Here is a 25,804-nt window from a genome sequence, read left to right as displayed (position 1 = left end):
ATTAAAGCGTTTGCTCCAAAATGCGAACCACTAATTGTTCAAAGCTAGCACCGTTTGCTTTTGCCGCCATAGGTACTAACGACTTTTCTGTCATTCCTGGCACAGTATTAACCTCTAATAAATAGAAGTTACCTTGCTGATCACGCATTGCATCAACACGGCCCCAACCACTTGCACCGACTAAATCAAATGCTTTTAATGCCATATCTTGCAATAACTCAGTCTCTTTTACTGATAAATCAGCTGGGCAATGATACTGAGTTGTGTTCGATTGATACTTAGCTTGGTAGTCATAAAAACCATTTGGCGTGGTCATCTCAATAACAGGCTGAACATCTTGACCAAGTACCGCTACAGTAAATTCACGCCCTGTGATCCACTGCTCTACCAGCACTTGACTATCAAACTTAAATGCAGCGTTTAAAGCGGCATCTAGTTGTTCTGCACTGCTTGCTTCTGCCATACCAATGCTTGAGCCTTCATGTGACGGTTTTACCATCACTTTGCCAAATTCATTAATAATTGCTTGGCTATCAAATTCATTACGGCTATCAACAACAGTATATGGTGCAGTGCTCAGGCCCATTGCTTTAAACAAGTGCTTACAGCGAACTTTGTCCATCGCAAGCGCAGAGCCAAGAACGTCACTACCGGTATACGGAATACCCATAAATTCAAGAGCGCCCTGAATCGTGCCATCTTCACCACCACGACCATGAAGCGCAATAAATACGCGCTCTATATTTAAATCCTTTAATTGCCATAATGAGTTATCTTTTGGATCAAAAGCAATGGCGTCAACGCCAACGCTTTGCAAAGCGTTCAATACGGCTTGGCCTGATTTTAGCGAGACATCTCGTTCGGCAGATGTGCCACCAAAAAGTACCGCTACTTTGCCAAATTTGTCGCTTAACTGGCTCATATATTTACCTGCTTTAGTTGTTCAACTGACAAGTTGGTTGCTGCTAACTTTTTCACTAACTGGCCTATGTTACCAGCGCCTTGTGTTAAAACTAAATCATTATCTTGCAGGGTATCTGCAAGAACACCCGCAAGCTCAGAGCTGCTAGCGATATGTAATGGCTCTTTACCTCGTTGGCGTAAACTACGGCATAAACTCTTACTATCAGCTCCCACAATAGGCTCTTCACCTGCTGAATACACATCTAACAGTAATAACTGATCAACGTCAGCCAGTACTTTGACAAACTCCTCGTATAAATCACGAGTACGGCTATAACGGTGAGGCTGATAAACCATCACTAAACGTTTATCTGGCCAGCCCTCACGAACCGCTGCAATCGTTGCTGCTACTTCTGATGGATGGTGTCCATAGTCATCAACTAGCATCACGCTGCCACGCTCATTTTCAAAGGTACCGTAATGCTGAAAACGACGGCCTACCCCTTCAAACTTTGTTAACGCTTCTAAAATCGCGTGGTTAGCAATGTTTTGATCTTTTGCCACTGCAATCGCCGCTGTCGCGTTAAGTGCATTGTGCTTACCAGGCATATTAAGCGTTACAGCTAAGCTTTCGCCTTGTTTATTTACTACGTTAAATGAACAAGTATTCGCAGTTTGACTAAAATCAAGCATGCGATAATCAGCTTCAGCCGATTCACCATAGGTAATAACAGGGCGCCCAAAACGCGGAATAAGCTCTGCCGCAACTTCAGAGTCAATACACACGACAGCTAAACCATAAAACGGTAAGTTATGAATGAAATCAACATAGGTGTCTTTCATTTTTTCTAAGCTGCCGCCGTAAGTATCCATGTGATCTTCTTCAATGTTTGTGATCACCGAAACCATAGGCTGTAAATGTAAGAATGACGCATCACTCTCATCAGCTTCTGCAATTAAGAAATCGCTTTTACCGACCTTGGCATTACTACCAGCACTGTTTAACAAGCCACCAATAATAAAGGTTGGATCAAGACCGGCTTGAGCATAAATGCTGGCAATTAAACTGGTTGTTGTGGTTTTACCATGGGTGCCGGCCACTGCGATACCGTGGCGAAAACGCATTAATTCAGCAAGCATTTCTGCGCGGCGAACAATAGGAATTCGCGCCGCTTTAGCTGCTTTAATCTCAGGGTTTTGCTCATTAATAGCACTTGATACCACCACAACACTGGCATCTTTTACGTTGTTTTCGTCATGACCAATAAATACTTCTGCACCCACTTGAATTAAGCGTTCAGTCATCGCACTGTGCGCAATGTCAGAACCTGTGATGCGGTAGCCTTCAAAAGCAAGTACTTCGGCAATTCCACCCATGCCTGCACCACCAATACCAACAAAGTGGATGGTGTCGATACGACGCATCGCAGGACGAGTGTTGTTTTCTTTCTTCGTGCTTTCTTTCACTACTAATCTCTTCTATCTGCTAGTTGCTCACAGCGTTTGGCAACATTGGCTGTGGCATCTAAAATAGCAAGCTGTTTTGCTTTACTTGCCATTGTTGAAATTTTCTCTGGTGCGTTTACATACGGTGTTAATAATTCAACAACCGCTGTTTTATTAAACTCACTTTGCTGCATAATCAGCGCGGCTTGCTCAGTCACTAAATACTTTGCATTGGCCGTTTGGTGGTCATCCACTGCATGTGGAAAAGGCACAAATAACGCCATTCGACCCGCTGCGGCAATCTCACTAACCGTTAGCGCACCAGCGCGGCAAATTACCAAATCGGCCCACTGATATGCACTATCCATATCATCAATGAATTCAGCAACTTTGCTATTTTCAGCTAGTCCTAACTGTTGATAGCTGGCAGTCACATTCGGTTCATTATTTTTACCCGTTTGGTGCCATATATTAAGCGTTGTTAGCGCTGAAAGTTCACTGAATACAGCAGGTAAAGTCTCATTGAGTACCTGCGCGCCCAACGAACCACCCACCACAAGCACATTAATCGGCGTAGTCGTCTGTTTAGCAGTAACATTTGCAACACTTGCTCTGACCGGATTACCCACCACTTCACAGTGTTCTTTTGTAAAAGCAGATGGAAAAGCGGCAAGCACTTTATTGGCAAACTTTGCTAACCAGCGGTTACTCATGCCTGCAACTGCATTCTGCTCATGAATAACCAAAGGAATGCCTAAGCTTTTAGCTGCAATTCCAGTAGGTCCGGTCACATAACCACCCATAGCAAGCACCACATCAGGCTTTTGTGCTTTTAAAATTTTACGCGCTTGAAAAATAGCATTCATCACCATAAACGGGGCTTTAATCAAGCGTTTAATACCGTTACCACGAACCCCTTTGACATTAATGAAGTCAATATCAATGTGGTGCTTAGGTACCACTGTCGCTTCCATTCTGTCAGGCGTGCCAATCCAGCTGACCTGCCAGCCTTGCTGCTTTAAAAAATCAGCGACGGCAATACCCGGAAAAATATGTCCGCCAGTTCCGCCTGCAACAACAAGTAACTTTTTACTCATCGTTTACCTCCGCGTGAGGTTGCCTGCTTAGTCGCCATTTTTGTTTCAAAATCGATCCGCAAAAGTACACCTGTTGCTATGGTCATAATTAATAAACTAGAACCACCGTAAGAAATAAACGGTAATGTTAAGCCTTTTGTAGGTAATATTCCGGCACTTGCGCCAACATTAACCATGGTTTGAAACGCAAACCAGATGCCTATTGCAAAGGCAAAATAGCCTTCGTACTCTTTGCCACACTTCAAGGCTTTTTGACCAATTAGCAAGGCTCTAAATACGAATACACCTAGTACTATCAAAATGCTCAGTACACCAAAAAAGCCAAGCTCTTCACCAATTACGGCAAAGATGAAGTCATTATGCGCCTCTGGTAGATATTGCAGTTTTTGTACGCTATTCCCCAAGCCTTGGCCAAACCAACCGCCTTGACTGTAGGCCATTAGTGATTGTACTAACTGATACCCTTTACCAAACGGATCTTCCCATGGCTCTAAAAAGCCAGTTACACGGGCCATACGGTATGGTTCAGCGATAATTAGCACCACAATGGCTGCAATGCCCGTTAAGATCAGTCCAAAAAACTGCCATAACTTAGCACCGGCTAAAAATAATAAACCGACAGTGGTAACAAAAAGTACAACAACAGTACCTAAATCTGGTTGCATTAAAATAAGCAATGCATAAACACCAAAGACAACGAGTGGCTTAAAAAAACCTTTTAGGTTTTCTTGTACTTCTTCGCGCTTACGAACTAAATAGCCGGCAATATAACTAAAAAAGAACAACTTAGCGGCTTCTGCCACCTGAAAACCTACAGGGCCTATGGGGATCCAACGTTTTGCACCATTCACTTCGCGGCCAACTATAAGTACCAACACCAGTAAACCTAAACCCAATAACAATAAATAGGCATTACTGCGTTTCCACCAGTCCATAGGCACACTTGTGGCAATCCAAAATAGAAAAAAGCCCATGATTAAAAACATGCTATGGCGAATAATAATGTGATACGGATTATCAAATAATCGCTCTGCGGTTGGCATTGAGGCACTTGTAACCATCACAAAACCAACACCTATCAACATCAACATACAATACAACAACGGCACATCATAAAGCTGTGGCGATTGCTTAGGGGTTAATGCTTCACGAATGTCGGCAAATGCGATCATATTGCCTCCGCCAATACGCACTGCGCAAAGTCATCACCACGTTGCATATAGTTGTTATACATATCAATGCTGGCGCACGCAGGAGCAAGCAATACGATGTCACCGCTACTACTTAACTGCTTTGCCAATTGCACAGCTTCATGCATATTCGTGGTTAAATGACCTTTTTCAGTTAATGACACCAGTGCTTTAGCATCTTTACCAAAACAAATAAGAGCTTTCACTTTGTCATTCAAATAGGGTTTCAAGGCATCTAAATCAGCCCCTTTTGCATCACCGCCAGCAATCACAACTAATTGCTTTGCTTGATCAGCTAAGCTTTCAATAGCAGCGATGGTTGCGCCAACGTTGGTCGCTTTTGAATCATTAAAGTATTTCACTTCATTAATTTCAGCGACAAACTGACAACGGTGTGCAAGCCCAGTAAACGTACTAAACGCTTGCTGATAATGCTCTGTAGAAATGCTAAACGGGCTTAGTAGCGCCATAACTGCTAGTGCATTTTGTTGATTGTGTGAGCCAACAACTTTCAAACAGCTTGCAGGTAACACAGGTTTACCTTGTGCTGCAAAGTACGTCTCACCTTGATGCTCTATTAAGGCAAAGTCTGCATTTGCAAGTGCAAAGCTTACTTGTGGTTGCTTTGCTGTATGGGTTGCCACATCAATGGCATTCACAACAGCAAGCTCTGAGCCGTTAAAAATACTTTGCTTTGAGTCAATGTATGCTTGGTAACTTGGGTAGCGATCAAGGTGATCTTCGCTAACATTCAATACACAGGCACTTTTTGCTTTTAAGCTGTGCGTGGTATCAAGCTGAAAACTCGATAGCTCAAGTACATAAACGTCGTAATCTTGCGACAATAAATCAAGTACTGCTGTGCCAATATTACCGCCAAGCCCTACTTTATAACCAGCGGCTTTCAGTACTTCAAACGCCAAGGTAACTACTGTCGACTTACCATTCGAGCCTGTTACTGCAACAATTGGTTTATCGGTTAAACGGGCAAAAAGCTCAACGTCACCAATCACTTCAACGCCCGCAGCAATGGCCTTTGCAACAGCCGGTGTAGCAAGGCTTAGACCTGGGCTGATGATAATAATGTCATTGCTGGCTAAGTCTGCCTGTTCTAAATCACCAAAGAACGTAGTTAACTCGCTGGCATGCTCGTTTAGCCAATCCGCACCCGGAGGCGCCATGCGGCTATCAACAACAATTGGCTTAATATTCTGAGACAATAAAAAACGCACAATGCCCAGACCGGTTACACCGAGTCCGAGCACTGAGATTTGTTTGTTTTTTATCTCGTTAATAACTGTCATTTACCTGATCTTTAATGTCGCAAGGCCAGCCAGAACTAGCACGATTGAAATAATCCAAAAGCGCACAATTACGCGCGGCTCAGGCCAACCCTTTAATTCATAATGATGGTGAATAGGCGCCATTCTAAAAATACGTTGACCACGTAATTTATAAGAGCCTACTTGTAAAATCACCGATAATGCTTCCATTACAAACACACCACCCATGATGATAAGTACCAGTTCTTGACGCACAAGCACCGCAATAATACCCAGTGCACCACCGAGTGCTAATGAGCCTACATCACCCATAAATACCTGTGCTGGGTAAGTGTTAAACCACAAGAAACCTAGTCCTGCGCCAACTATGGCAGTACATACAACCACAAGTTCGCTTGCTAATGGCAAATGCGGAATATGTAAGTAGCTTGAGAAGTTAACGTTACCGGTTAAGTAAGCAATAATAGCAAGCGCCGCAGCAACCAAAATGGTTGGTACAATTGCTAAGCCATCAAGGCCATCCGTTAGGTTTACCGCATTCGAAGTACCTACAATTACAAAATAGGTCATCACGATATAAAACAGCCCAAGCTGTGGTAACACATCTTTAAAAAACGGCACAACTAACGAGGTTTCACTGCCTTGTTGCGAAGTAAAATAAAGTGCACTGGCAACCACTAATGCAATCACTGATTGCCAAAAGTATTTCCACTTCGCAATTAGGCCTTTAGGGTCTTTGCGGATCACTTTACGGTAGTCATCAATAAAGCCAACTACACCTAATGACCCCACCACAAATAAGGTTGCCCATACATATTTGTTTGAAAGGTCAGCCCACAGTAATGTACTGGTAAAAATCGCCCCTAAAATCAAAATACCACCCATGGTAGGCGTGCCTTTTTTAGATAGGTGAGATTCGGGGCCGTCGTGACGTACCACCTGACCAATTTGCATTTTTTGTAGGCCACGAATAAGCTTAGGACCAAAATAAAGAGAGATAAGCAGCGCAGTTAAAATACCTAAAATCGCACGCAGCGTAAGGTAAGAAAAAACATTAAAGCCACTATAATATTGTGTTAAATACTCTGCCAGCCAAACTAACATGACGATACTCCATTGTTGCCATCTTGCTGGCTATTAACTAAATCTGCTACCACTAGTTCCATACGAGAACTGCGCGATCCTTTTACTACAAGGGTGGTCTTTTGCTGAGATTCAGTAAGCACACTTTGTAATTGTTGTAATAGTTGTTCACGGTTCGAGAAGTGACGATTTGGTTTTTCAAATACATCACTGGCCGACTTGCTTAATACGCCTAGGCTGTATAGCTCATCAATGCCTTTTTGTTTTGCATATTCGCCTACTTGCTGATGATAAAAGCGGGCTTCTTCGCCAAGTTCGCCCATATCACCTAACGCAAAAATTCGACGTCCCGGCATGTCGCTTAATAAATCAATCGCCGCTTTTACTGACTGCACATTGGCATTATAAGTATCATCAATTACGGTTAGAGTGTCTGATACTTTAAGTACATTGACACGACCTTTGACTTCTCCCATGCCAGCCAATGCCTTAGCAACACTTTCTAGGCTTACACCCAGCTCAGTGGTTAATGCTGTCGCTATTAATGCATTAGCAATATTATGTTTGCCCGGTAATGCGAGAGTAACAGGAACTTTTTGCTGTTTACTGCAAAGCACAAAAGACGCACGCGCTTGCTCGTCAAGCACCACATCTTCTGCCCAGTAATCTAGTTTTTGCTGAGTAGAAAAAAGTTTTACATTGCGATCAGTTAGTTTTTCGAGCCAGTAATCTGCAAAATCACTATCGCTGTTAACGATTGCAACACCGTCAGGTTTTAGGCCGTCGTAGATTTCGCCTTTTGCAGTAGCCACACCTTGTAATGATCCAAATCCCTCCAAATGAGATTCAGCCACATTACAAACCACAGCAACATCAGGTTTAGTCATCGCGACTGTGTAAGCTATTTCACCAATGTGATTGGCGCCTAATTCAATTACCGCGTATTGATGCTGTGGCTCAAGGCGTAACAAGGTCAGAGGTACACCAATGTCATTATTAAAGTTGCCTTTGGTTGCCAGTACTTCACCATGACCTGATAAAATCGCCGCGCACATTTCTTTTACAGTGGTTTTACCCACACTACCTGTAATTGCGATTGTTTTTGGTGCAACCTGTGACATCACAGCTGCGCCAATTTGGCCTAGCGCTATACGTGTGTCACTCACCACAAACTGCACAATATCAACATTAACAGGACGCGCTACAATAGCTGCAATCGCCCCTTTCTCTTTTGCTTGCGCAACAAATTTATGACCATCAAAGTTAGGCCCTTGTAGCGCTAAAAACACTTCACCCTCGCACAGAGTACGGGTGTCGGTGTTAATATTTTTTACCGTTTGATTACCACCTTGGTAATCAGTTGCTAGAACTTTTGCTAGCCAATCAAAATCCATAGGGATCATAACTGCGCCCCTTGCGATTTTTCTTTTAATTGTTGTTGTACATATTGGCGATCGCAGAAGTCGATTCGTGTATCGCCAATAATTTGATAATCTTCATGGCCTTTACCGGCAATTAAAACCACATCATCAGCACCGGCCTGCTCTATTGCATAACTAATTGCTTTAGCGCGATCAGCTTCACAATGGGCTTTTTCAGCATGCTCAAGACCTGCCACCACATCAGCAATAATGGCATTAGGGTCTTCACTGCGCGGATTATCGCTAGTAATAATAATACGGTCTGCGTTGCCTTCAGCAGCTTTTGCCATCATTGGCCGCTTGCCTTTATCACGGTCACCACCACAGCCAAACACACAGCTTACGCCTCCAGGTACATGCTTTTGTAAAGCCTGTAATGCTAAAGCCAACGCATCGGGTGTATGCGCGTAATCAACAATACAGGTTGGCTGCCCTGGTACGCTAAACGCTTGCATACGACCAGCCACTGGTTGCAGTGTTTTGCAGGCAGCAACTAACTGTGCCAGCGGATACCCCATACCAAGTAGAGTGGCCATCGCCGCAGCCAGATTATACAAGTTAAACTCACCAAATAATGCAGACTGCACCTGTGCTTGACCCCAGCTTGTTTCGAATGTTGCCGAAATCCCGGTGTTGCTATAAACAACATCGCTAAAGTAAACATAGCGCGCACCTTCTGGTGCTAAGTTTTTATGGCCGTAGCAAATTAAGTTGTTAAAGTCGTATTTTTCTAACCACTGCTCAACTTGTGTATCATCTTGATTGAGAACCACAATCTCAGGATTGTGATCACGCATCAACATCAGCTTTGCATCACCATAGGCATCCATAGTGCCATGATAATCTAAATGGTCGCGAGATAAATTAGTAAAAACGGCTGCTTTAAACTGACAATGGTCAACACGCTGTTGCACAAGGCCATGTGATGAAACTTCCATTGCAACAACATCGGTGTGCTGTTCATGTAATTCAAACAAAATTCGCTGCAAATCAACACTTGATGGTGTGGTATTAACTAATGGAGTTAATTGCTCTGGATGCCCATAGCCAAGCGTCCCCACGACCGCTGCTGATTTATGACATTGCTGTGCTAAATGCGCGATCATCGCAGTTGTGGTTGATTTACCATTTGTTCCAGTAACGCCAACCAGATCTAATTGTTTTGATGGCTGATGATAAAACGCAGCAGCTAAAGCAGGTAGTTTCTTCGCTAGGTCTGTGACCAAGTAAAGCGATTCAAAATCACTTTCAAATTCGCATAACCTATCAGCAATAATTGCTACAGCGCCATTTTCTATGGCTTTATCTATAAATTGTCCGCCATCAAGTTGATGGCCTTTAACAGCTACAAAAACATCGCCTGTTTTTACGTCTCGGCTATCAAGACGTAGTTGATTAACCAGCAAACTAGTGGCCTCAACTTCAATTTGACTCAGAATTGGTTTTAAATCACGCATCGTTATCTTTGCCTTCTACGTACGCAACCGCATCTTTATCCGGTGCGACGTTTAAAATTCTTAAGGCATTGGAGACAATCTCTGCAAATGCAGGGCCTGCCGTCGCACCGCCATAATAAACATCTCCACCCGGCTCATTGATCAATACTACTACCGCTAAACGTGGATTGCTTGCCGGTGCAACACCAGCAAAGTAGCCGACATACTCATCACCATAACCACCTACAGCGGCTTTTTTAGAGGTACCTGTTTTGCCAGCTGCGCGATAACCATCGACGTGAACTTTTTGTGCCGTGCCGCCTTTTTCGAACACGCTTTCCATCATATGGACGACGGCTTCAACATCTTTTTGCTGAAAAATGCGCTCACCTTCAGGCACTGACTCTTGCTTAAGTACAGTAAGAGGACGCATCACGCCACCAGAACCTAACATGGCATAAAAACGTGCCATTTGTGCGGTGCTCACAGCTAAGTTATAGCCAAATGATAATGCTGCTATTTCATGATCTGACCAACGACGATTAGGGTAAAACAAGCCGCTACTTTCACCGACCATGCCTGTTCCACTATCACTACCAAATCCGACTTTTTGATAAAGCCCGACAAAATAGTCTTTTGGTAAGTCTTGGCTAACTTTAGTCACACCCATGTTACTTGAGTATTTTAAGATTTCTCTTAATGTCATTTCACCATGGTTACGCGTATCTTGGACAAGGCTGCCACCAACACGCATCCAGCCAGGGTAAGTATCAACAATTGAATCCGGTTGAATTGAGCCGTAGTCTAAACCAGCTAAAATGGCTAGCGGCTTAACAGTTGAGCCTGGCTCAAACAAATCAGTAATTGCTCGATTTCGACGCTTATGTGGAGCAGCATCATTAAGATTATTAGGATTAAACGACGGGCTATTTACCATAGCCAATACTTCGCCTGTTTTTACATCCACGACCATAGCTGAGCCCGAGGTCGCTTTATATGTCAGCACAGCCGATTTTATCGCCTTGTAGGCAATCGCTTGAATACGTTGATCGATACTTAAATGGATATTTTCTGGTTCAACACGTTCACGCTCATCAAGCACTTCGACCTCTCGGCCTTGAGCGTCTTTACGTATTGTTCTTTGTCCTTCAACACCGGTTAACGATTTTTCGTATAATTTTTCAATACCTTCGATACCATGACCATCGATATTTGTGAAACCAATCACATGTGCAGTCACTTCTCCTGCCGGATAGTAACGTTTAGACTCATCCAGCAGATGGATACCCGGTAAACGTAAATCACCAATATAGTTTGCAACTGCAGGTGTTACTTGACGTTTTAAATAAACAAAACGGCGTTTTGGATTATCACGAAGACGTGAGTTGATTTTACTTGGTTCAATGCGTAATACATCCGCAAGCTCACGCCAACGAATGTCATTGTTATAATAAGTAGCGATGCGCTTGTTTAGTTCAGCCGTATTTTCAGCAAGTGCATTTTGATCTTCACCATTCTTACGCGCTTGACGCAGCACCTTGCTCGTTAATGATTTATGCAGTGCCTTGGGATCAGCATACACACTTACAACAGGCACACTCACCGCAAGCTCTTTGCCGTTACGGTCAAAGATCATTCCGCGCTGTACATGTTGTTTTTCAACGCGAACGGTACGTTTATCGCTTTCAGAACGTGCTTTATCGGGCTCAATAACCTGCAAAAATGCGGCACGTGCAACCAGTGTCATAAAGACTAAAAGCAGCACAGAGCACACAAGCATAAAGCGCCATGTGATCAAGGTATTAGTTGGCTTTTTCCCTCTGCTTCTCATTGCAGTACTACCACCTGTTCGTCTTGGCTAGTCGGCCGTTTCATTTCTAATTGCATGGTCGCGATTTCTTCAATGCGCGCATGCTGCGAATAAAACTCTTCTTCTACAAGCAAGTAACGCCACTCGAGATCAAGCTCATCACGTTCTTGCAATAACTCATCTTGTGTTATCAACTGCTGACGCGCTAAATGCGTCACCTGCACAACACTTAAACTTGACGCGAGAATCACAACCAACAAGGCTAAGGTCAGCTTATTAGCAGCAAGACCTTTAAACACTTCAACAAATAAATTAGGTTGGCGATTCGTCGCTTTTGCTTTCATTACAACCTCTTAGCAACCCTTAACACAGAACTGCGTGAACGAGGATTTGCATCAATTTCCGCCTTACTTGGCTTAATGGCTTTACCCACTGCCTTTAACGTCAGGTTTTTATTTATTTGTGCATCAGTTAAAGGCAGACCTCTGGGTATCGCCTCTCCCTTACTCTGTTTTTTAATAAACTGCTTAACAATGCGATCTTCTAACGAGTGAAACGAAATAACCACTAATCGACCACCGGGCTTAAGCACTTCAACAGCAGCTTGTAGTGCCGTTTGAATTTCTTCTAACTCGCTGTTGATATAAATTCGGATCGCTTGGAATGTACGTGTTGCTGGATGTTTATATTTATCTTTTACTGGTACAGCTTCATCAACTAAATCAGCAAGCTGCTTTGTACTAGTGATTGGAGTATGCTCTCGGGTCTCAATGATTTTATGAGCGATACGGCGGCCAAACTTTTCTTCACCATAGGTTTTAATGACATGAGTGATATCTTCAAGTTCAGCTTCAGCTAGCCATTGTGCTGCACTGCGGCCGCTAGTTGGGTCCATACGCATATCTAGCGGGCCATCTTTCATGAAGCTAAAGCCGCGCTCAGCATCATCTAGCTGCGGTGATGACACGCCAATATCTAATAAAATTCCGTCTACTTTGCCAATTAAATCATTGTCTTCAGCGACTGTTTTAAGGTTGGAAAAACGGGTATGGGCAATCGAAAAACGTGCATCATCTGCAAACTTTTCAGCAGCTTTAATAGCTTGTGGATCTTGGTCAATTGCTTGTAAACGACCATGCTCGTTTAAGCGCGCAAGAATTTGTCCTGAATGTCCGCCGCGACCAAACGTGCCATCCATATAAATGCCTTCGGGTTTAATATCCAAAGCGTCTATGGTTTCGTCCATCAGTACAGAGACATGTTCAAATTGCGCTGTCATTAGCTATTTTTTGCCTTTTTATTATTGTGGTTAGAGCGAGAAGTTATCGAATTCGGGATTTGCCTCAAACTCACCTAAGCGTTCAATTTCAGTATCTTGGCGCATTTGCTCATGCCAACGATCTTCATCCCAAATTTCAAACTTATTCATCAAGCCAACCAACATGATTTTTTTTCCAAGTTCCGCGTGAGCTCGTAAAGAAGGAGCAAGCAAAATCCGGCCATTTTTATCTAGTTGATACTCTGTAGCATTGCCAAGCAACATACGTTGCATTCGGCGTGCTCGTGGATTCATGTTAGAGATCTTTAATAATCGTTCTTCAATTTCTAGCCATTCAGCTAGTGGGTATAACCACAAACAAGGCTCATTCAGTGCGACTGTGCAAATAACCGTCCCCTGATCTTCAGACAAGATCGCGTCTCGGTACTTGGTTGGTACCGCAAAGCGTCCTTTATCATCCAAACTCAGCGAGCTTGCACCCCTAAACATAATTAGCCTTAAAATAGGTTATAAATTGTTAATGATTATTTCCGATCCAATTTGATCCACTAAAAACCACTTTTTACCACAGTGCTCCAGTTTAGGGCTTGACAAGGCTTTTTGTCAAGTAAGCTGATCATCATAATAGGCTTCTAAAGCCAGAAAAAATAAGGCTTCAAGCAAAGCCACTGAATTACGTGGGAAAAAGTGGAAAACAAATAAAAAAATTTTTTTTACTATTTTATTGGCGACGAATTGGGGAAAAATGATTAATGAATAACCAATGAATAGTTACAAATGAATCGTACATCTTTCTTAGCCTGTAATTTTTACTTAACTACTGTGCAATAGTTACTAGAAATTATGTTGATCTCAGAGTCTAAAAATATAACACCCTGAAATTAAATGATTTAATAATTGGTATAAAGGTTGCGAGCTATTGAATACCAATAATGGCAATTTTTAAGGAATGATCATGGCTACAGCAACGTCGAAATCGAATTCAAGTACTGCAAACAGCAAAACAAATCCGAAACCAACTGAAGTAGAGGCGCCATTTACGGAAAAAGCAACTGAGGCAGCTCATCATGCAGTTGACGCGCTGTCAACTCGTGCTGCATCAGCTGAGCATTCAGTTCGTGAAGGCGCATCAAATTCAGCACAAACTATTTCAGAGAAACAAGCTCAAGCTCGCGAGAAACTAGGTGAGTACAGTAGCAAAACACGTCAGCTTGCCTCTGAGAATCCGCTTGCAACAGCAGGTATTGCGTTTGCTGCAGGTATGTTAGTTAGCGCACTTATTCGCCGTAAATAACATGCCGCACTCTCAACATTCACAAGAGAAGTCGCAAGCAGCCACTGATCAGCCTTTGCATGCTGATCAGTGGCAAGATCACCTTGCCAAGTTGTCGCAATATGCTGAACAACTTTACGTAGACTACCGTACCCAAGCAGGGTTATGTAAACAGGTAGCTGCAGCTGAGTGGCGATTATCGACACGCTCTTTGGCATTAACTATCATCATGCTGGTCTGCTTTGCAGGTGGTTTAGTTTTACTTTGGGCTGGTTTGTTAGCCACAATAGGTATTGCCATATTCAGTTTAAGTGGATCAGTCGCTCTTTGCGCTTTATCGCTGATCGTTTTGCAACTGCTTTGTTTGTTTTGGCTTTGGAAAAATATTGGCTATATCAGTAGTAAAATTGGTTTTGATCGAACGGTTAAAAGTGCCCGCCAATTATTCAACATTGATAAGGAAAAATAATGTTAATTAACTACTTTATTCGCGAACCACTGAAAAAAGTCACTGATCTTAGTCATAGTATGGACATGCAAAATGAACTTAAACGTCAGCATCACCAAGCATTCAACTATCGGTTAAAACGATTTGCTGTCACTAAAGTCGGCCTTGCTAGCGCCTTCACCGCAGGGATGGGTTATCAGGCTTTACAAAGTAATGACCAATCTAAAAGCAAATTAAAACAAGTTAGTCAGTTTAGTTGGCTTCTTAGATTATTATGATCTTTATCAGTAAAATCAGAGTTTTTACTTCTCATTAAGTCGCAATTTCACTACCTTAAAGTATCAGAAATTAATTTCGGAAATTATTAGTGAAAAAACGGATAGTATTAACTGGCGGCCCCGGAGGTGGTAAAACTACAGCCATCGATTTACTAAGACGCGAGTTTTCAAAACAAATTGTTGTCGTTCCTGAATCTGCCACCATGTTATTTGGCGGAGGAATTGAGCGTAGCACCGAACCTCACCTTATCAAGGCTCACCAACAGGCTATTTATAACCTACAAAAACACTTAGAGCATATTCAGCGAACCATGCATCCAGATCGTTTAATGCTTTGCGATCGTGGTAGCTTAGATGGACTAGCCTATTGGCCTGGTGAGCAAGATGAATTTTTTCAATGCTTAAATACCAACCTACAAACCGAACTTAACCAATATGATGCAGTGATCTTTTTTGAAACTGCAGCTAAATCTGGACAAAGTATTCATTCTAATAACCCAGTAAGAAATGAGTCTGACCAACAAGCCATATTACTTGATGACAAACTACAAGCTGTTTGGTCTCAACACCCTAATTTTAATTTAGTGAAAAGCTCAGAATCATTTATTCAGAAAGTAATGTTTGGCATCGACACCATCCGCAAGGTGATGGATAGTTATAACTAACAGCTTAATCAAATCATTAAACTGTTAGTTATCAATGTCTATTAACCACGGTTGTGTGGTCGAGCGTAGTCTATATCAGGCCCTTTTGGCACGACTTGAGTTGGATTGATCATAGTATGACTGAAATAGTAATGACGTTTAATATGGTAAAAATCAACCGTCTTACTTACCTCTTCAACTTGATACAACTCACGCAGATAGTTACTGATTGCCGGATAACTCTCGATAGTACGTAAGTTACACTTAAAATGACCAACATAAACGCTATCAAAGCGGATTAAAGTGGTAAATAAACGCCAATCAGCTTCTGTGAGTGTATCGCCTACTAAATAACGGTTTTCTGTTAAACGTTGTTCAATTTTATCAAGCGCTGCAAATAGATCATCAAAGGCTTCTGTATAAGCTTCTTGCGTTGTCGCAAAGCCTGCACGGTATACACCGTTGTTGATGTTGTGATAAACAAACTCATTAATTTCGTCAATTTCAGCATGTAATGCTGTAGGATAAAAGTCGCGCTCATTACCTGTGAGTGCATTAAACGCGCTATTGAACATTCTGATAATTTCAGCAGATTCATTGCTAACAATACGCTGCGTTTTTTTATCCCAAAGCACAGGCACCGTAACACGGCCTGAATAATCAGCTTTATTACGCGTATAAATTTGATGCATAAAGTCGCTATTGAAAAGAGCATCACCGGTGCTGTGATTATCTTTATCAAACGTCCAACCATGCTCTAGCATGTCAGGGCTTACAACCGACACGCTGATATAATCTTCTAACCCCTTTAAGTGGCGAAATATCAAGGTGCGATGAGCCCAAGGACAGGCTAAAGATACATAAAGGTGGTAGCGATCTTTTTCAGCTTTAAAGCCTGCATCACCACTTGGACCAGCGCTACCATCAGCGGTAACCCAGTTTCGTAACTGGGCCGCCTCACGTTTAAATTCACCTTGGTTGTTATCGGTGTCGTACCATTTATCTTGCCATTGACCGTTTACAAGTAATCCCACAATAACCTCCTATAGTGTGCCAAATTTTCCTAACTGATAATCTCTAACCGCTTGCTGTAACTCAGCTTGGGTAGTCATCACAAACGGACCCATGTGCGCGATTGGCTGATTGAGTGGTTCTCCAGCAAGGATTAAAACTCCAGCCCCTGTTTGTGAGTTAAATTCAATGTCACTACCAGGCTCAAGAATGAGTAAGCTACCCGCTTTTACAGGACCACCTTGCTCTGTGTGTATTTCACCAGTATGAACATAAAGCATCACTTTGGTTTGCGCTAAAGGCGCATGGTTAAATACAGTTCCTGCAGGTAAGGTCACATCAGCCAGCATGCCATTAGCAGCAAGATCTTGAAGGCTTGATACCTGCTCTTCACCGGCAAAATGCCAGCTTCCAGCTAATGCTTTAAGCTCAACACCCTGTTCATTTCGTGTCGTCGGCGCAGGCGCTTCAGTGGTATCTTGGTAACGTGGTGCTCTGAGCTTCTCGGAACTTGGCATATTGAGCCAAATCTGAAAACCATGCATGCCTTCTTTGGCATCTGCTAATGGCATTTCACTATGGATCACACCAAAGCCGGTACTCATCCACTGCACGTCACCAGCACGAATCGCTTTTTTGTTGCCCATTTGATCTTGGTGCTCAAAGCCACCTTTAATAATATACGTAAAGGTTTCGATACCACGGTGAGGATGCGCAGGAAAACCGCCCATAAAATCACTGTGATCATCTGATTTAAGCTCGTCGATCATTAAAAAAGGGTCTAAATACTTACCGTCAAAGCCGGGAATGCGGCTGATGTTTACACCATCACCATCTTGTGTAGCATGGCTATTTAATTGTTGAATCACTTTCATAACTTTACTCCCGTAAATTGTATGAAATGATTGTAGGCGCTAATTTAACTAACAACCATGAGTAAAATTAGCGTCAATCGTTCTATAAAAAAGAATGTTTAGCTGTTCGTTTCTATTATCACGTTATTAAACTTGCTCATCATTTAGATTAGGCAAAGTTAAATAAAAAGTAGTACCTAGCTGTTCACAGGATTCGAAAGTAATTGTTCCTTTTAGCTTTTGGGTCACTAGGTTCATGACTGCGTAAAGACCTAAACCAGTATTTTTTTGCACGCGTTTAGTCGTAAAGAAAGGGTCAAAAATTTTATCTTGAATATCTTCAGCAATGCCACTGCCATTATCTTTTACAGTAATAAGCACTGCTGATCCTTCGCTTTTAGCTGAGATCTCTATTCGAGGCTCGTCAAAGTCTCCATCAAAGGCATGAAAAATTGCATTTGATAATAAATTAGTCATGACTTGGCAAAGCGTCCCCGGAAAGCTCTGTACTTGCAGACCTTCAGGAATAGCAGAAACCACCTCTATGTTTTTGTGTTTAGACTCGCTCTTTAATGACTTAACAATATCATTTAAATGGTCATCTAATTTAATAACTCTTAGTTCATCACAGTGCTGATCGGCGGCTATTTGTTTAAAGCTTGTGATCAACTCAGCTAAACGATCTAAGTTTGAATGAAGTAATAAGCTAATTTCTTCAGAGGTATGTACGTATTTTTCGAGTGACCCCTTACTTACCCGTTTATCAGCTAACACTTTTCCCATTCTCTTATTTTCATCTTCAAGGTAACTAACAGCGGTAATACAAATTCCGACTGGTGTATTTACCTCATGTGCGACCCCAACAACAAGTCGACCTAAAGCGGCTGTTTTTTCAGCTTCCATCAAGTACTTCTGAGTTTTTGCCATTAAGTCCATGGATTCTTCGAGCTGTAGATTTTTCTCTGTTAAGGAAGCTGTTTTTTCTGCTACTTCAGCTTCAAGTGAGGAGACATATAAATAATTAAGTGATTTTCGAAGTCGGCTGATAAAAAACAGCACTATTAAGATTGTGATAAAGCAGCAAAAAGAAAACAGCGATATTAAATAATGCTCGCGAGTCACAGAATTGAGGCGCTGCTCTGTCCGATAATCTAGCATAAATAAAAAGTTATTTATGTGACTCATAATTTCTGATTTAGCCGTAAAATACTCGTCACTGTATAAACTTAATATCGCTGCTATCCGCTCATTCGTTAGAGAAAGTTCAGCTTCATTTTCAACGGCTTGAAAAGCTGCATATTCAATTTTTGTTAAATCATTTGATGCTTTTTCAGCAAGCTTAATTTGTTGCATTTCTTCATGAGTGATACCTATTGAGCTCAACATGTCTTTGAGTGCTTTTTTTTCACCATCCGGAAATGGAGCCTTACCACTTTGTGGCATTAGCATATCCCAATAAACACGGTGATAATTTTCTGGCCGAGGAGCTTCGCCGTTTCGAATAGCTAGAATTTGATTAAAAAAAACTAAGAATTTTGAATTACCCGTTACCGTATATGCTCGTGCCATTAAACTTAACTGATCTGAACTTTGCCTTACTTGCTCCGCCAAAACATAAGATCGATACCTCATTTTAATTTCAGACTCTATGGTTTTTAAACTGTCGTACATGAAGTAAACCGATAAAGCGGTTAATCCTGCTAATATTACAGCGACCAAATTGAGTAATGACAAACTTTTGATATTTGACTGGAGCTCTTTTTGCATTCTAAAACCTAGAAATTATGATTATTAGCTTTGTACAAAAAAATTTAACTTTCTGATTTATAGATGCATAAGAGTCACATCACTGACCACGGCAAACAAAAAGCAAAACTTTAGGATTAACTAACTAATTAGAAGTCAATCCTAATAAAGTCAATTTATGACTTACGTTTGTCTAAGATTTATTGGCACTCAACAAGAGCAATGATGGCATGCTTAAGTTACTTTTTCTGCTGTCGCTGTTTTTCGGTTAATCTATCAGCCACTGTTGCTCCTCGCTCTCCAACGTCTTTCACGGGGCCCACAGTACTATCGACTAAAGTTTGTTGTTCAATGCTGGCATTAATCGCAGCACCAAAAATAATGATGTATGCGCTGATATAGAGCCACATCAACATAATCACTACACCACCTAATGAGCCATACGTTTCGTTATAACTTGCAAATTGTGAGACATAATATGAAAAACCAATTGATGCGATAATCCATAACAAAGTAGCCAGTATTGAACCTGGTGTGATCCAGCGCCATTTTGCTGCTGTTCGATGTGGCGCATAGCGATATAAGAATGCCAACGCGCAATTAAAAATAATCGCAAGCAGTGGCCAAGTAATAAGCTTGATCAACAAATCAATCAGCTCTGTTAAACCAACTAGGTTAAGCACAATCGGTAAAATACCTATGATCAATAAGGCCACCAGCGCAACAACAATGGCACCTAGCGAAAATAAAAAGCGCACCAGTAACGCCATAAAAAATTGTCGTTTGTTATGCTGATGATAAGTGATATTGCAGGCTGTTATTAGCGCCTGACAGCCCTTGCTGCTACTCCAAATCGTTAACAATAAAGTCCCTATGGCACTAACACTTAACACCTTTTGCGATTGCTGAGTCACCTCTGCAACCTGTAGCAAAATAATGTCTCGACTACTTGTTGGTAAAATAGCAGTGACTTTATCAAGTTGCTCATGGATATCGGTCGGGGACGCAAAATAAGCGTAAACAGAGACTGTCGCGGCTAATGCAGGAAAGATCGCAAGCAAAGCATAAAATGCCACCCCAGCCGCCACAAACGATAAATTGTCTTGTGATAAATTGTGATACACGCGTTTGATAATATCCCACCAGCCTCTAACTGGGATCTCCAACGGTGAATGTGCCTGAAATCCGCGCTTATCTTGAGCCATATCTGACCTAATACATTGCTTTATTAATTTTAAAGCTGCAAACAGCTTGCCATTAATTATGGCGCTTGAATTGCACTAAGCTAAGCTTACTGTAACAAAACAACCATCCATGGAGTGGTGCAATGAGCCTCTATTTATTATATAAAAATCAATTAGCTAGTTTGGTTTCACCTAAATTATTTGTTACCACACAGACATCCACCGACAGCATTGCTTGGCAAGACTTAAACCTACAAGTTACGCAGTTTTTACACACTACTTGGCAAATGTTACCAGCCCTTACGTTGGGCCTCGTAGCTGTTATTATTTGCTATTTATTGGCACGCCCTTTGTCATATATCTTGATAAAACCGCTTGGTTTTGTAAGTGAAAGCAAGCTATTACATGTTGTAACACGACGATTTTTTAGCATCATTATCATTTTGTTTGGGGTGTACTTATTTTTGCGCCTTGCAGGGCTTACCGATTTTGCTGTAGCTATTATGAGTGGTACTGGATTAGTGGGTCTTATTTTAGGTTTTGCTTTTCGAGATATTGCCGAAAACTTTATCTCAAGCATGCTGCTCAGTGTCCAGCGCCCTTTTCGTATTGACGATGTGATAGAAGTTGATGGTCGTTTAGGGGTGGTTAAAAAAGTGACGGCTCGCGCCACAACTTTAGTTGATTTTGATGGTAATCACATTCAAATACCGAATGCGACTGTGTATAAAAATGTCATAAAAAACCTCACCGCAAATCCTAAAATGCGAGGTCACTTTAACGTTGGCATTGGTTACGATAATGACATTCGCTATGCCCAGCAATTAGCAATGAAAGTGGTTAAGCAAAACCCGGCTGTTATTAGTGATCCGCCAAGCCAAGTGTTAATTGATTCATTAGGCTCAGCAACACTAAATCTAACTATTTATTTTTGGGTAAATAGCAATGAGCACAGCACAGTTAAAGTGGCATCTCAATTGATGCGAGAGTTGGTCAATACCTATTTGTCAGAGCAAGTCAGTATGCCTGATGATGCCCGCGAGCGAATCATTTTAAATACCGAAACAGAGCAAATAAATAGTAATTCGAGCACACCTACCCAAACATCAAAAACACTCACCGATCATAGCTTAGATGATGTCAGCAGTGATGCCGATGATATACGCGAACAAGCTGATCAATCTCGCGACCCCGAACAAGGCAGTAATATTATCTAAAATTTATTGCTAACTAAGTTTCATCATTGGGTTTATCGTGCATAGCGCGTTTAAACCCTTTAACTGACGTCCCTAAATCACCACCTATTCGAGAGAGCTTTTTTGTGCCAAATAACAGCACCACAATTGCGGCAATAATGACTAATTGCCAAACACTAATTCCTGCCATAACAACCTCATTTTTTTTAAAAATAAAAGCGCCTTTGCAGGCGCTTGAACAACACTAACAACTGGGAATACAAAGATTAAAAGCTAGCACGTATACCTAATGCGACCTGAGTACCAAAGCGCTCAAGGTAACTCACTTGGTCAGTGCGTTTGGTGTAACCCCAATAACGCTCATTCGTTAAGTTAGTTGCTTCAGCAAACACAGTGAATTGATCACTGATGTTATAGCTCATGCTGGCATCTAACTGACCATAATCAGAGATCCAATAAGGGCCACCCCACGCATCTGGATCCGATAAGAATTTACTACGCCAGTTATAGGCTAAACGCGCTTGGAAACCATATTGCTCATAGTAAACCACCGCGTTATATGAGTTTTTCGACATACCTCTAAATGGCAAGCCTGACTCTTTTAGCTCTGGCTCATCGTAGCTACTGTCTACATAGGTATAGTTAAGCTGAAAACCTAAACCATTAAAGGGCTCAGGTAGTAAATTTTCGAGCGATTGCTGATAAGCAAACTCAGCGCCTTTAATAGTGGCACCATACTCACTCTTGCCCGGGTAAGAGGCAAAATAACGCACGCCTTCGATTTCAACTGGGCTTTCTACATAATCGATAAATGATTTCAGGTCTTTTACAAACACCCCACCACTTAACGAGCTGCTGTCTTCAAAGTACCATTCTAAGGTCATGTCTGCTTGATTAGCTTCTTCAGGTGTTAACGATGAATCACCCATAGAAAGTTGTGGTAAGCCTTCACGATAAGTATCAAAGTTTGGCGCAAGCCATGGACGCAAATAGGCTAATGATGGACGACTAATAACTTGTGCGGCAGAGAAGCGGTAAATCAAATCATCAGTAATGCTAAGCTTAAAGTTCATGCTTGGTAAAATATTGCTGTAATCCCCTTCAAATGATTGCTGAACGGTTTCGCGCCAACCATTTTCAAGTGGTTTACCATCTTCTTGTAAGTCAATTAACGATAAATCATACACCGACCCTTTAGAGCTCACTTCTGTTTGTGAACCACGAATACCGACATTTAGCATATACGGCATTTTTGCAACAGTGCTTTCAAGCGTCACTTGCGCATACGCGGTAAGAACTTCTTCGGTTACCTCATAAGTACCCGATGAATTAAGCGAGGCAACAATGCTCTTGTCTGTAGCTTCAGCATTAATTGAACGATAATAAGCAAGTAACTTATCGTAATCGAAACTTGGCCATGGCTCAGGTGTAATGCTACTTTCACCTTCTAAGAAGTTATCGAAATTCGCCTCAACAAACACGTCACTTGGGATTTCAAACAGGTTAAAGTCACCTACATTTACTACCGTGCTGTCATCAAATTCGTAACCGTCACGATCTAAGTATTGGCCACCATTACTAAATTGGCTGGCATTTTTTGAAGCATATTCCAGTTGGCTCTTGGTTTGCTCAAGGTATGTTAAGCCAAAATCGATACGGGTAATTAAATCACTTTCAGGCAAAAATGTACCGGTAAACTTAAAGTCATTGATAGTGTCTTCAACCCCGGTACCTGTATTACGGCTATAGTGCGCACCGTATGATTGATCCGCTGTTAAGCCCGGCGATAAAGTAACATCTGGCAGCATATTACCAGTGGTGTAATCAATGCCAATCGAGTCAATAAAACCACGGGCAACAATAAAGCGATTATCACCACCATTTTCATTTTTCGCTTTTGAATGCGCAACATCCACAGCCAGTGTTAGGCCATCCATTGGATACCATTTGGCATTAAGGGCAAACTGATACGTATCTGTTTTTCGAGGATTGGTTAAGTTTAATAACTCCACCATAGTATTACCGGTTTGCGTCATTGATACCACTCGGCCTGAGTCATCAAATTGTGCATCGGTAAAAACGGGCGTGCCTGGCGTCCAGCTTTCGTCGTAGTTAACAAAACCGATTTGATAACGGTGACCATCGGTGTTGTAACGCGAATATAAGGCATCAAAGTTAATATCTAGGGTATCTGTTGGGCGCCATTGCATTGCTAACGTCGCACCGACGCGTTCACGCACATCTTGCGCGTTGGCAAAATACATGTAACTCGGAATTTTTGAGGCAAATATTTCGCTTTGCCCGTCAATTTCTCCGTTGCCATTCATATCGACTGGCACACCGGCACTGTCTGCTCCCCAGCCCTCTTCTTCATCAAAAAAGCCGCTTGCAGAGTATGTATCTGCACGTAAGGTTTTCTTTGAATAGGCCCCAGAGAAAAGCACACCAAAGGTATCATCATTAAAGTTGTCACCTATGATGAATGAAGCATGCGGGTGTACATCTCCCGTGCGCGATTCATAAATCCCCTTTGCTGAAGCACTTAAAGTGAAACCGTCTTGATCAAGTGGTTTGCGAGTTTCGATATCAACAACCGCACCAATCCCCCCTTCAATTAAGCGTGCTTCTGGTGATTTATAAACTTGCAGTGCTCCGACTAATTCTGAGGCAATGGTATCAAAGTTAAAGTCGCGGCCTGAATTTTCAGACGCCAGTTTACGGCCATTCAAGGTGGTAATGTTGTAGCCACCACCTAAACCACGTACTAAAATATTTTGCCCCTCGCCGCCGTTACGGGTAATGGTGATACCAGGAATACGCTGTAATGCTTCAGCTAAGTTTTCATCGGGAAACTTACCAATGTCGTCCGCAACTACAACATCAACAACCGTTGTTGCTTCTCTTTTACGAAAGTTTGATTCTTTAATGCTGCTACGTATCCCTGTAACCTCAATAACCTCAACATCCTCTTCGACTTGGTTATTGTTATTATTCTCTTGCTGTTGTGCAGAGGCTGCGAAACTGACTGACGAAGCCAGTATCGAGCTTATCAATACGCTCAGGTATGTTTTTCTAGCTGTTGTTGCCATGGTGATTTCCTGTTTTTTTAATATTCTGATTTGTTGACTATAAAAAATAGTACTTAAGTAAGGCCTCACACTTAATTTATAACAAAATGAAACAACCTATCAACAAATAATTACCTAGTGAAACTTTCGATTGTTACGAAAAAAGCGTTAAAATAGTCATCAATCGCTTCAAAAGCCTTTAATGGCGTACGTTTAATTTCGAAATCTACAGGAAGGATTTTTTTAATTATTTTGAAAGGAACAAGAAAATCGTATTAACTAGGCAACAAAAAAGGCAACCTAAGGTTGCCTTTTAGAAATATGTTTACAGTATTCTATTGTTTTTGTATTAAACGATGATCACTTCTATGCCTAGGTTTGTTAAAGATTCAACAAATTCAGTTGGCATATTTTTGTCAGTAACCAGAACATCTATTGATTTAAGCGGTAGGACATTATACAAGGCACGTTTACCAAATTTACTCGAATCAGTCACTGCAATGACTTTGTCTGCGCGAGTACACATGGTTCTATTTAACATTGCCTCAGGCTCGTAATGAGTGGTGATCCCCGCTTCAGAATCGATGCCATCAACACCTAAAATAACCTTTTTGAAGTTATATTTACTCAGTGCTTGCTCAACCTCATTGGAGTAGAAAGACAAGGATTTCTTGCGTAATTGGCCACCGAGCATAAATACATTTGCATCGTCGATATCGGCTAATACGTGCGCAATATTCAAACCATTAGTCATCACCGTTAGCGCTTTTTTGCTTGTGAGTGCTTTGGCAACTTCTTCAGTGGTGGTACCTGAGTCAATAATTAATGAATCACCATCTTCAACTAAATTTGCAACAGCTTTCGCCAGCTGAACTTTAATTGCGTAGTTTTCGTTATGTTTATCTTTTACCGAAAGCTCTTTGGCAAGCTTATCGCAAGCGATTGCCCCACCACGCGAACGCACGACTAAGCCGCGCTTACCTAGTTCATTAAGATCATGGCGTATACTAACCTCTGAAATATCAAAGGTTTTAGCCAGATCTTTCACACTAACTTTGCCCTTTTCTTCAGTCATAAGGACGATTTTTTGTCTTCTTTCGATTGTGGTTAGCATAACTGCCCTGTTGGTTTAAAACTGCTTTCAAAGTAATACA

23 protein-coding genes and 1 pseudogene are annotated in these 25,804 nt (G+C 41.7%); 5 read left to right on the top strand and 19 right to left on the bottom strand.

Annotated features, from left to right (window positions below; all coding sequences use genetic code 11):
- Position 1 precedes the first annotated feature (1 nt).
- Genes NH454_RS17205 through mraZ form a run of 12 tightly spaced genes read right to left on the bottom strand, consistent with a single transcriptional unit; the run spans position 2 to position 13,437 of the window.
- Positions 2 to 922 (bottom strand): D-alanine--D-alanine ligase, encoded by a 921-nt coding sequence (locus tag NH454_RS17205; protein ID WP_253039756.1) that lies wholly within the window; start codon positions 920 to 922, stop codon positions 2 to 4.
- Positions 919 to 2,370: a UDP-N-acetylmuramate--L-alanine ligase gene (gene murC / locus NH454_RS17200; RefSeq protein WP_135923496.1), complete on the bottom strand. Its 1,452-nt coding sequence runs from the start codon at positions 2,368 to 2,370 to the stop codon at positions 919 to 921. Before murC ends, NH454_RS17205 begins: the two co-directional genes overlap by 4 nt.
- 2 nt (positions 2,371 to 2,372) lie before the next feature.
- A complete protein-coding gene (gene murG, locus NH454_RS17195) occupies positions 2,373 to 3,446 on the bottom strand; it encodes an undecaprenyldiphospho-muramoylpentapeptide beta-N-acetylglucosaminyltransferase (protein WP_253039754.1) in 1,074 nt (357 codons plus the stop codon).
- Entirely contained in the window at positions 3,443 to 4,618 is a 1,176-nt protein-coding gene (gene ftsW / locus NH454_RS17190) for a cell division protein FtsW (protein WP_135923494.1), read from the bottom strand. Before ftsW ends, murG begins: the two co-directional genes overlap by 4 nt.
- On the bottom strand, positions 4,615 to 5,940 hold the full coding sequence (gene murD, locus NH454_RS17185; protein WP_253039752.1) for a UDP-N-acetylmuramoyl-L-alanine--D-glutamate ligase: 1,326 nt from the start codon (positions 5,938 to 5,940) through the stop codon (positions 4,615 to 4,617). The genes ftsW and murD overlap by 4 nt, the downstream gene beginning before the upstream one ends.
- Positions 5,941 to 7,023, bottom strand: a complete 1,083-nt coding sequence (mraY, locus tag NH454_RS17180) for a phospho-N-acetylmuramoyl-pentapeptide-transferase (RefSeq protein ID WP_135923492.1) — start codon at positions 7,021 to 7,023, stop codon at positions 5,941 to 5,943.
- Positions 7,017 to 8,405, bottom strand: coding sequence for a UDP-N-acetylmuramoyl-tripeptide--D-alanyl-D-alanine ligase (gene murF / locus NH454_RS17175; RefSeq protein ID WP_235382443.1), 1,389 nt, complete (start codon positions 8,403 to 8,405; stop codon positions 7,017 to 7,019). Before murF ends, mraY begins: the two co-directional genes overlap by 7 nt.
- Positions 8,402 to 9,880 (bottom strand): UDP-N-acetylmuramoyl-L-alanyl-D-glutamate--2,6-diaminopimelate ligase, encoded by a 1,479-nt coding sequence (gene murE / locus NH454_RS17170; RefSeq protein ID WP_235382442.1) that lies wholly within the window; start codon positions 9,878 to 9,880, stop codon positions 8,402 to 8,404. Before murE ends, murF begins: the two co-directional genes overlap by 4 nt.
- Positions 9,873 to 11,690 carry a penicillin-binding transpeptidase domain-containing protein gene (locus NH454_RS17165; RefSeq protein WP_135923489.1) on the bottom strand — a complete coding sequence of 606 codons (1,818 nt, stop codon included), beginning with the start codon at positions 11,688 to 11,690 and terminating at the stop codon, positions 9,873 to 9,875. The genes murE and NH454_RS17165 overlap by 8 nt, the downstream gene beginning before the upstream one ends.
- Positions 11,687 to 12,013: a cell division protein FtsL gene (gene ftsL, locus NH454_RS17160; protein ID WP_135923488.1), complete on the bottom strand. Its 327-nt coding sequence runs from the start codon at positions 12,011 to 12,013 to the stop codon at positions 11,687 to 11,689. Before ftsL ends, NH454_RS17165 begins: the two co-directional genes overlap by 4 nt.
- Entirely contained in the window at positions 12,013 to 12,948 is a 936-nt protein-coding gene (gene rsmH, locus NH454_RS17155; protein WP_135923487.1) for a 16S rRNA (cytosine(1402)-N(4))-methyltransferase RsmH, read from the bottom strand. The genes ftsL and rsmH overlap by 1 nt, the downstream gene beginning before the upstream one ends.
- A 30-nt stretch (positions 12,949 to 12,978) precedes the next feature.
- Positions 12,979 to 13,437, bottom strand: coding sequence for a division/cell wall cluster transcriptional repressor MraZ (mraZ, locus tag NH454_RS17150; protein ID WP_135923486.1), 459 nt, complete (start codon positions 13,435 to 13,437; stop codon positions 12,979 to 12,981).
- A 466-nt stretch (positions 13,438 to 13,903) separates the two neighbouring features.
- On the opposite strand from mraZ, the gene NH454_RS17145 reads away from it, so the two are divergent.
- The 4 genes from NH454_RS17145 (at position 13,904) to NH454_RS17130 (ending at position 15,612) form a co-directional block, all read left to right on the top strand.
- Entirely contained in the window at positions 13,904 to 14,242 is a 339-nt protein-coding gene (locus NH454_RS17145; protein WP_135923485.1) for a DUF883 C-terminal domain-containing protein, read from the top strand.
- A 1-nt stretch (position 14,243) separates the two neighbouring features.
- Positions 14,244 to 14,690: a hypothetical protein gene (locus NH454_RS17140; protein ID WP_135923484.1), complete on the top strand. Its 447-nt coding sequence runs from the start codon at positions 14,244 to 14,246 to the stop codon at positions 14,688 to 14,690.
- Entirely contained in the window at positions 14,690 to 14,947 is a 258-nt protein-coding gene (locus NH454_RS17135; protein ID WP_135923483.1) for a hypothetical protein, read from the top strand. Before NH454_RS17140 ends, NH454_RS17135 begins: the two co-directional genes overlap by 1 nt.
- An 89-nt stretch (positions 14,948 to 15,036) precedes the next feature.
- On the top strand, positions 15,037 to 15,612 hold the full coding sequence (locus NH454_RS17130) for an AAA family ATPase (RefSeq protein ID WP_135923482.1): 576 nt from the start codon (positions 15,037 to 15,039) through the stop codon (positions 15,610 to 15,612).
- A gap of 41 nt (positions 15,613 to 15,653) precedes the next feature.
- Here NH454_RS17130 and NH454_RS17125 read toward each other — a convergent pair whose 3' ends face one another.
- The 4 genes from NH454_RS17125 to NH454_RS17110 form a co-directional block, all read right to left on the bottom strand.
- Entirely contained in the window at positions 15,654 to 16,625 is a 972-nt protein-coding gene (locus NH454_RS17125; protein ID WP_135923481.1) for a glutathione S-transferase family protein, read from the bottom strand.
- Positions 16,626 to 16,634: 9 nt separating this feature from the next.
- Complete coding sequence (locus NH454_RS17120) at positions 16,635 to 17,477, bottom strand: pirin family protein (RefSeq protein WP_253039750.1); 843 nt, start codon at positions 17,475 to 17,477, stop codon at positions 16,635 to 16,637.
- Positions 17,478 to 17,603: 126 nt separating this feature from the next.
- Entirely contained in the window at positions 17,604 to 19,223 is a 1,620-nt protein-coding gene (locus tag NH454_RS17115) for a HAMP domain-containing sensor histidine kinase (protein ID WP_253039749.1), read from the bottom strand.
- Between the two features lie 218 nt (positions 19,224 to 19,441).
- Positions 19,442 to 20,407, bottom strand: a complete 966-nt coding sequence (locus NH454_RS17110) for a YihY/virulence factor BrkB family protein (protein WP_253039748.1) — start codon at positions 20,405 to 20,407, stop codon at positions 19,442 to 19,444.
- Between the two features lie 122 nt (positions 20,408 to 20,529).
- On the opposite strand from NH454_RS17110, the gene NH454_RS17105 reads away from it, so the two are divergent.
- Entirely contained in the window at positions 20,530 to 21,603 is a 1,074-nt protein-coding gene (locus tag NH454_RS17105; RefSeq protein WP_253039747.1) for a mechanosensitive ion channel domain-containing protein, read from the top strand.
- A gap of 19 nt (positions 21,604 to 21,622) precedes the next feature.
- Here the strand turns inward: NH454_RS17105 and tatA are convergent.
- From tatA to agaR, 3 genes and pseudogenes are all read right to left on the bottom strand, one after another.
- Positions 21,623 to 21,772 (bottom strand): annotated as a pseudogene (tatA, locus tag NH454_RS17100) (twin-arginine translocase TatA/TatE family subunit); the annotation flags it as partial.
- A 76-nt stretch (positions 21,773 to 21,848) separates the two neighbouring features.
- Positions 21,849 to 24,671, bottom strand: coding sequence for a TonB-dependent receptor (locus NH454_RS17095; protein ID WP_253039746.1), 2,823 nt, complete (start codon positions 24,669 to 24,671; stop codon positions 21,849 to 21,851).
- A 328-nt stretch (positions 24,672 to 24,999) separates the two neighbouring features.
- Positions 25,000 to 25,764 carry a transcriptional repressor AgaR gene (gene agaR, locus NH454_RS17090; protein ID WP_135923474.1) on the bottom strand — a complete coding sequence of 255 codons (765 nt, stop codon included), beginning with the start codon at positions 25,762 to 25,764 and terminating at the stop codon, positions 25,000 to 25,002.
- Between the last annotated feature and the right edge of the window lie 40 nt (positions 25,765 to 25,804).

The sequence above is a fragment of the Pseudoalteromonas sp. Ps84H-4 genome (genome assembly GCF_024124645.1).
GTDB lineage: Bacteria > Pseudomonadota > Gammaproteobacteria > Enterobacterales > Alteromonadaceae > Pseudoalteromonas > Pseudoalteromonas lipolytica_C.
Note: the sequence above shows the minus strand (reverse complement) of the source record. Positions and strands in the feature narration are given on the sequence as shown.

Bases quoted from the DNA above. Each gene is read 5' to 3' on its own strand.
- NH454_RS17205 (WP_253039756.1), bottom strand. From the start codon at position 922: ATGAGCCAGTTAAGCGACAAATTTGGCAAAGTAGCGGTACTTTTTGGT.
- murG (WP_253039754.1), bottom strand. From the start codon at position 3,446: ATGAGTAAAAAGTTACTTGTTGTTGCAGGCGGAACTGGCGGACATATT.
- ftsW (WP_135923494.1), bottom strand. From the start codon at position 4,618: ATGATCGCATTTGCCGACATTCGTGAAGCATTAACCCCTAAGCAATCG.
- murD (WP_253039752.1), bottom strand. From the start codon at position 5,940: ATGACAGTTATTAACGAGATAAAAAACAAACAAATCTCAGTGCTCGGA.
- mraY (WP_135923492.1), bottom strand. From the start codon at position 7,023: ATGTTAGTTTGGCTGGCAGAGTATTTAACACAATATTATAGTGGCTTT.
- murF (WP_235382443.1), bottom strand. From the start codon at position 8,405: ATGATCCCTATGGATTTTGATTGGCTAGCAAAAGTTCTAGCAACTGAT.
- murE (WP_235382442.1), bottom strand. From the start codon at position 9,880: ATGCGTGATTTAAAACCAATTCTGAGTCAAATTGAAGTTGAGGCCACT.
- NH454_RS17165 (WP_135923489.1), bottom strand. From the start codon at position 11,690: ATGAGAAGCAGAGGGAAAAAGCCAACTAATACCTTGATCACATGGCGC.
- ftsL (WP_135923488.1), bottom strand. From the start codon at position 12,013: ATGAAAGCAAAAGCGACGAATCGCCAACCTAATTTATTTGTTGAAGTG.
- rsmH (WP_135923487.1), bottom strand. From the start codon at position 12,948: ATGACAGCGCAATTTGAACATGTCTCTGTACTGATGGACGAAACCATA.
- mraZ (WP_135923486.1), bottom strand. From the start codon at position 13,437: ATGTTTAGGGGTGCAAGCTCGCTGAGTTTGGATGATAAAGGACGCTTT.
- NH454_RS17145 (WP_135923485.1), top strand. From the start codon at position 13,904: ATGGCTACAGCAACGTCGAAATCGAATTCAAGTACTGCAAACAGCAAA.
- NH454_RS17140 (WP_135923484.1), top strand. From the start codon at position 14,244: ATGCCGCACTCTCAACATTCACAAGAGAAGTCGCAAGCAGCCACTGAT.
- NH454_RS17135 (WP_135923483.1), top strand. From the start codon at position 14,690: ATGTTAATTAACTACTTTATTCGCGAACCACTGAAAAAAGTCACTGAT.
- NH454_RS17120 (WP_253039750.1), bottom strand. From the start codon at position 17,477: ATGAAAGTGATTCAACAATTAAATAGCCATGCTACACAAGATGGTGAT.
- NH454_RS17115 (WP_253039749.1), bottom strand. From the start codon at position 19,223: ATGCAAAAAGAGCTCCAGTCAAATATCAAAAGTTTGTCATTACTCAAT.
- NH454_RS17110 (WP_253039748.1), bottom strand. From the start codon at position 20,407: ATGGCTCAAGATAAGCGCGGATTTCAGGCACATTCACCGTTGGAGATC.
- NH454_RS17105 (WP_253039747.1), top strand. From the start codon at position 20,530: ATGAGCCTCTATTTATTATATAAAAATCAATTAGCTAGTTTGGTTTCA.
- NH454_RS17095 (WP_253039746.1), bottom strand. From the start codon at position 24,671: ATGGCAACAACAGCTAGAAAAACATACCTGAGCGTATTGATAAGCTCG.
- agaR (WP_135923474.1), bottom strand. From the start codon at position 25,764: ATGCTAACCACAATCGAAAGAAGACAAAAAATCGTCCTTATGACTGAA.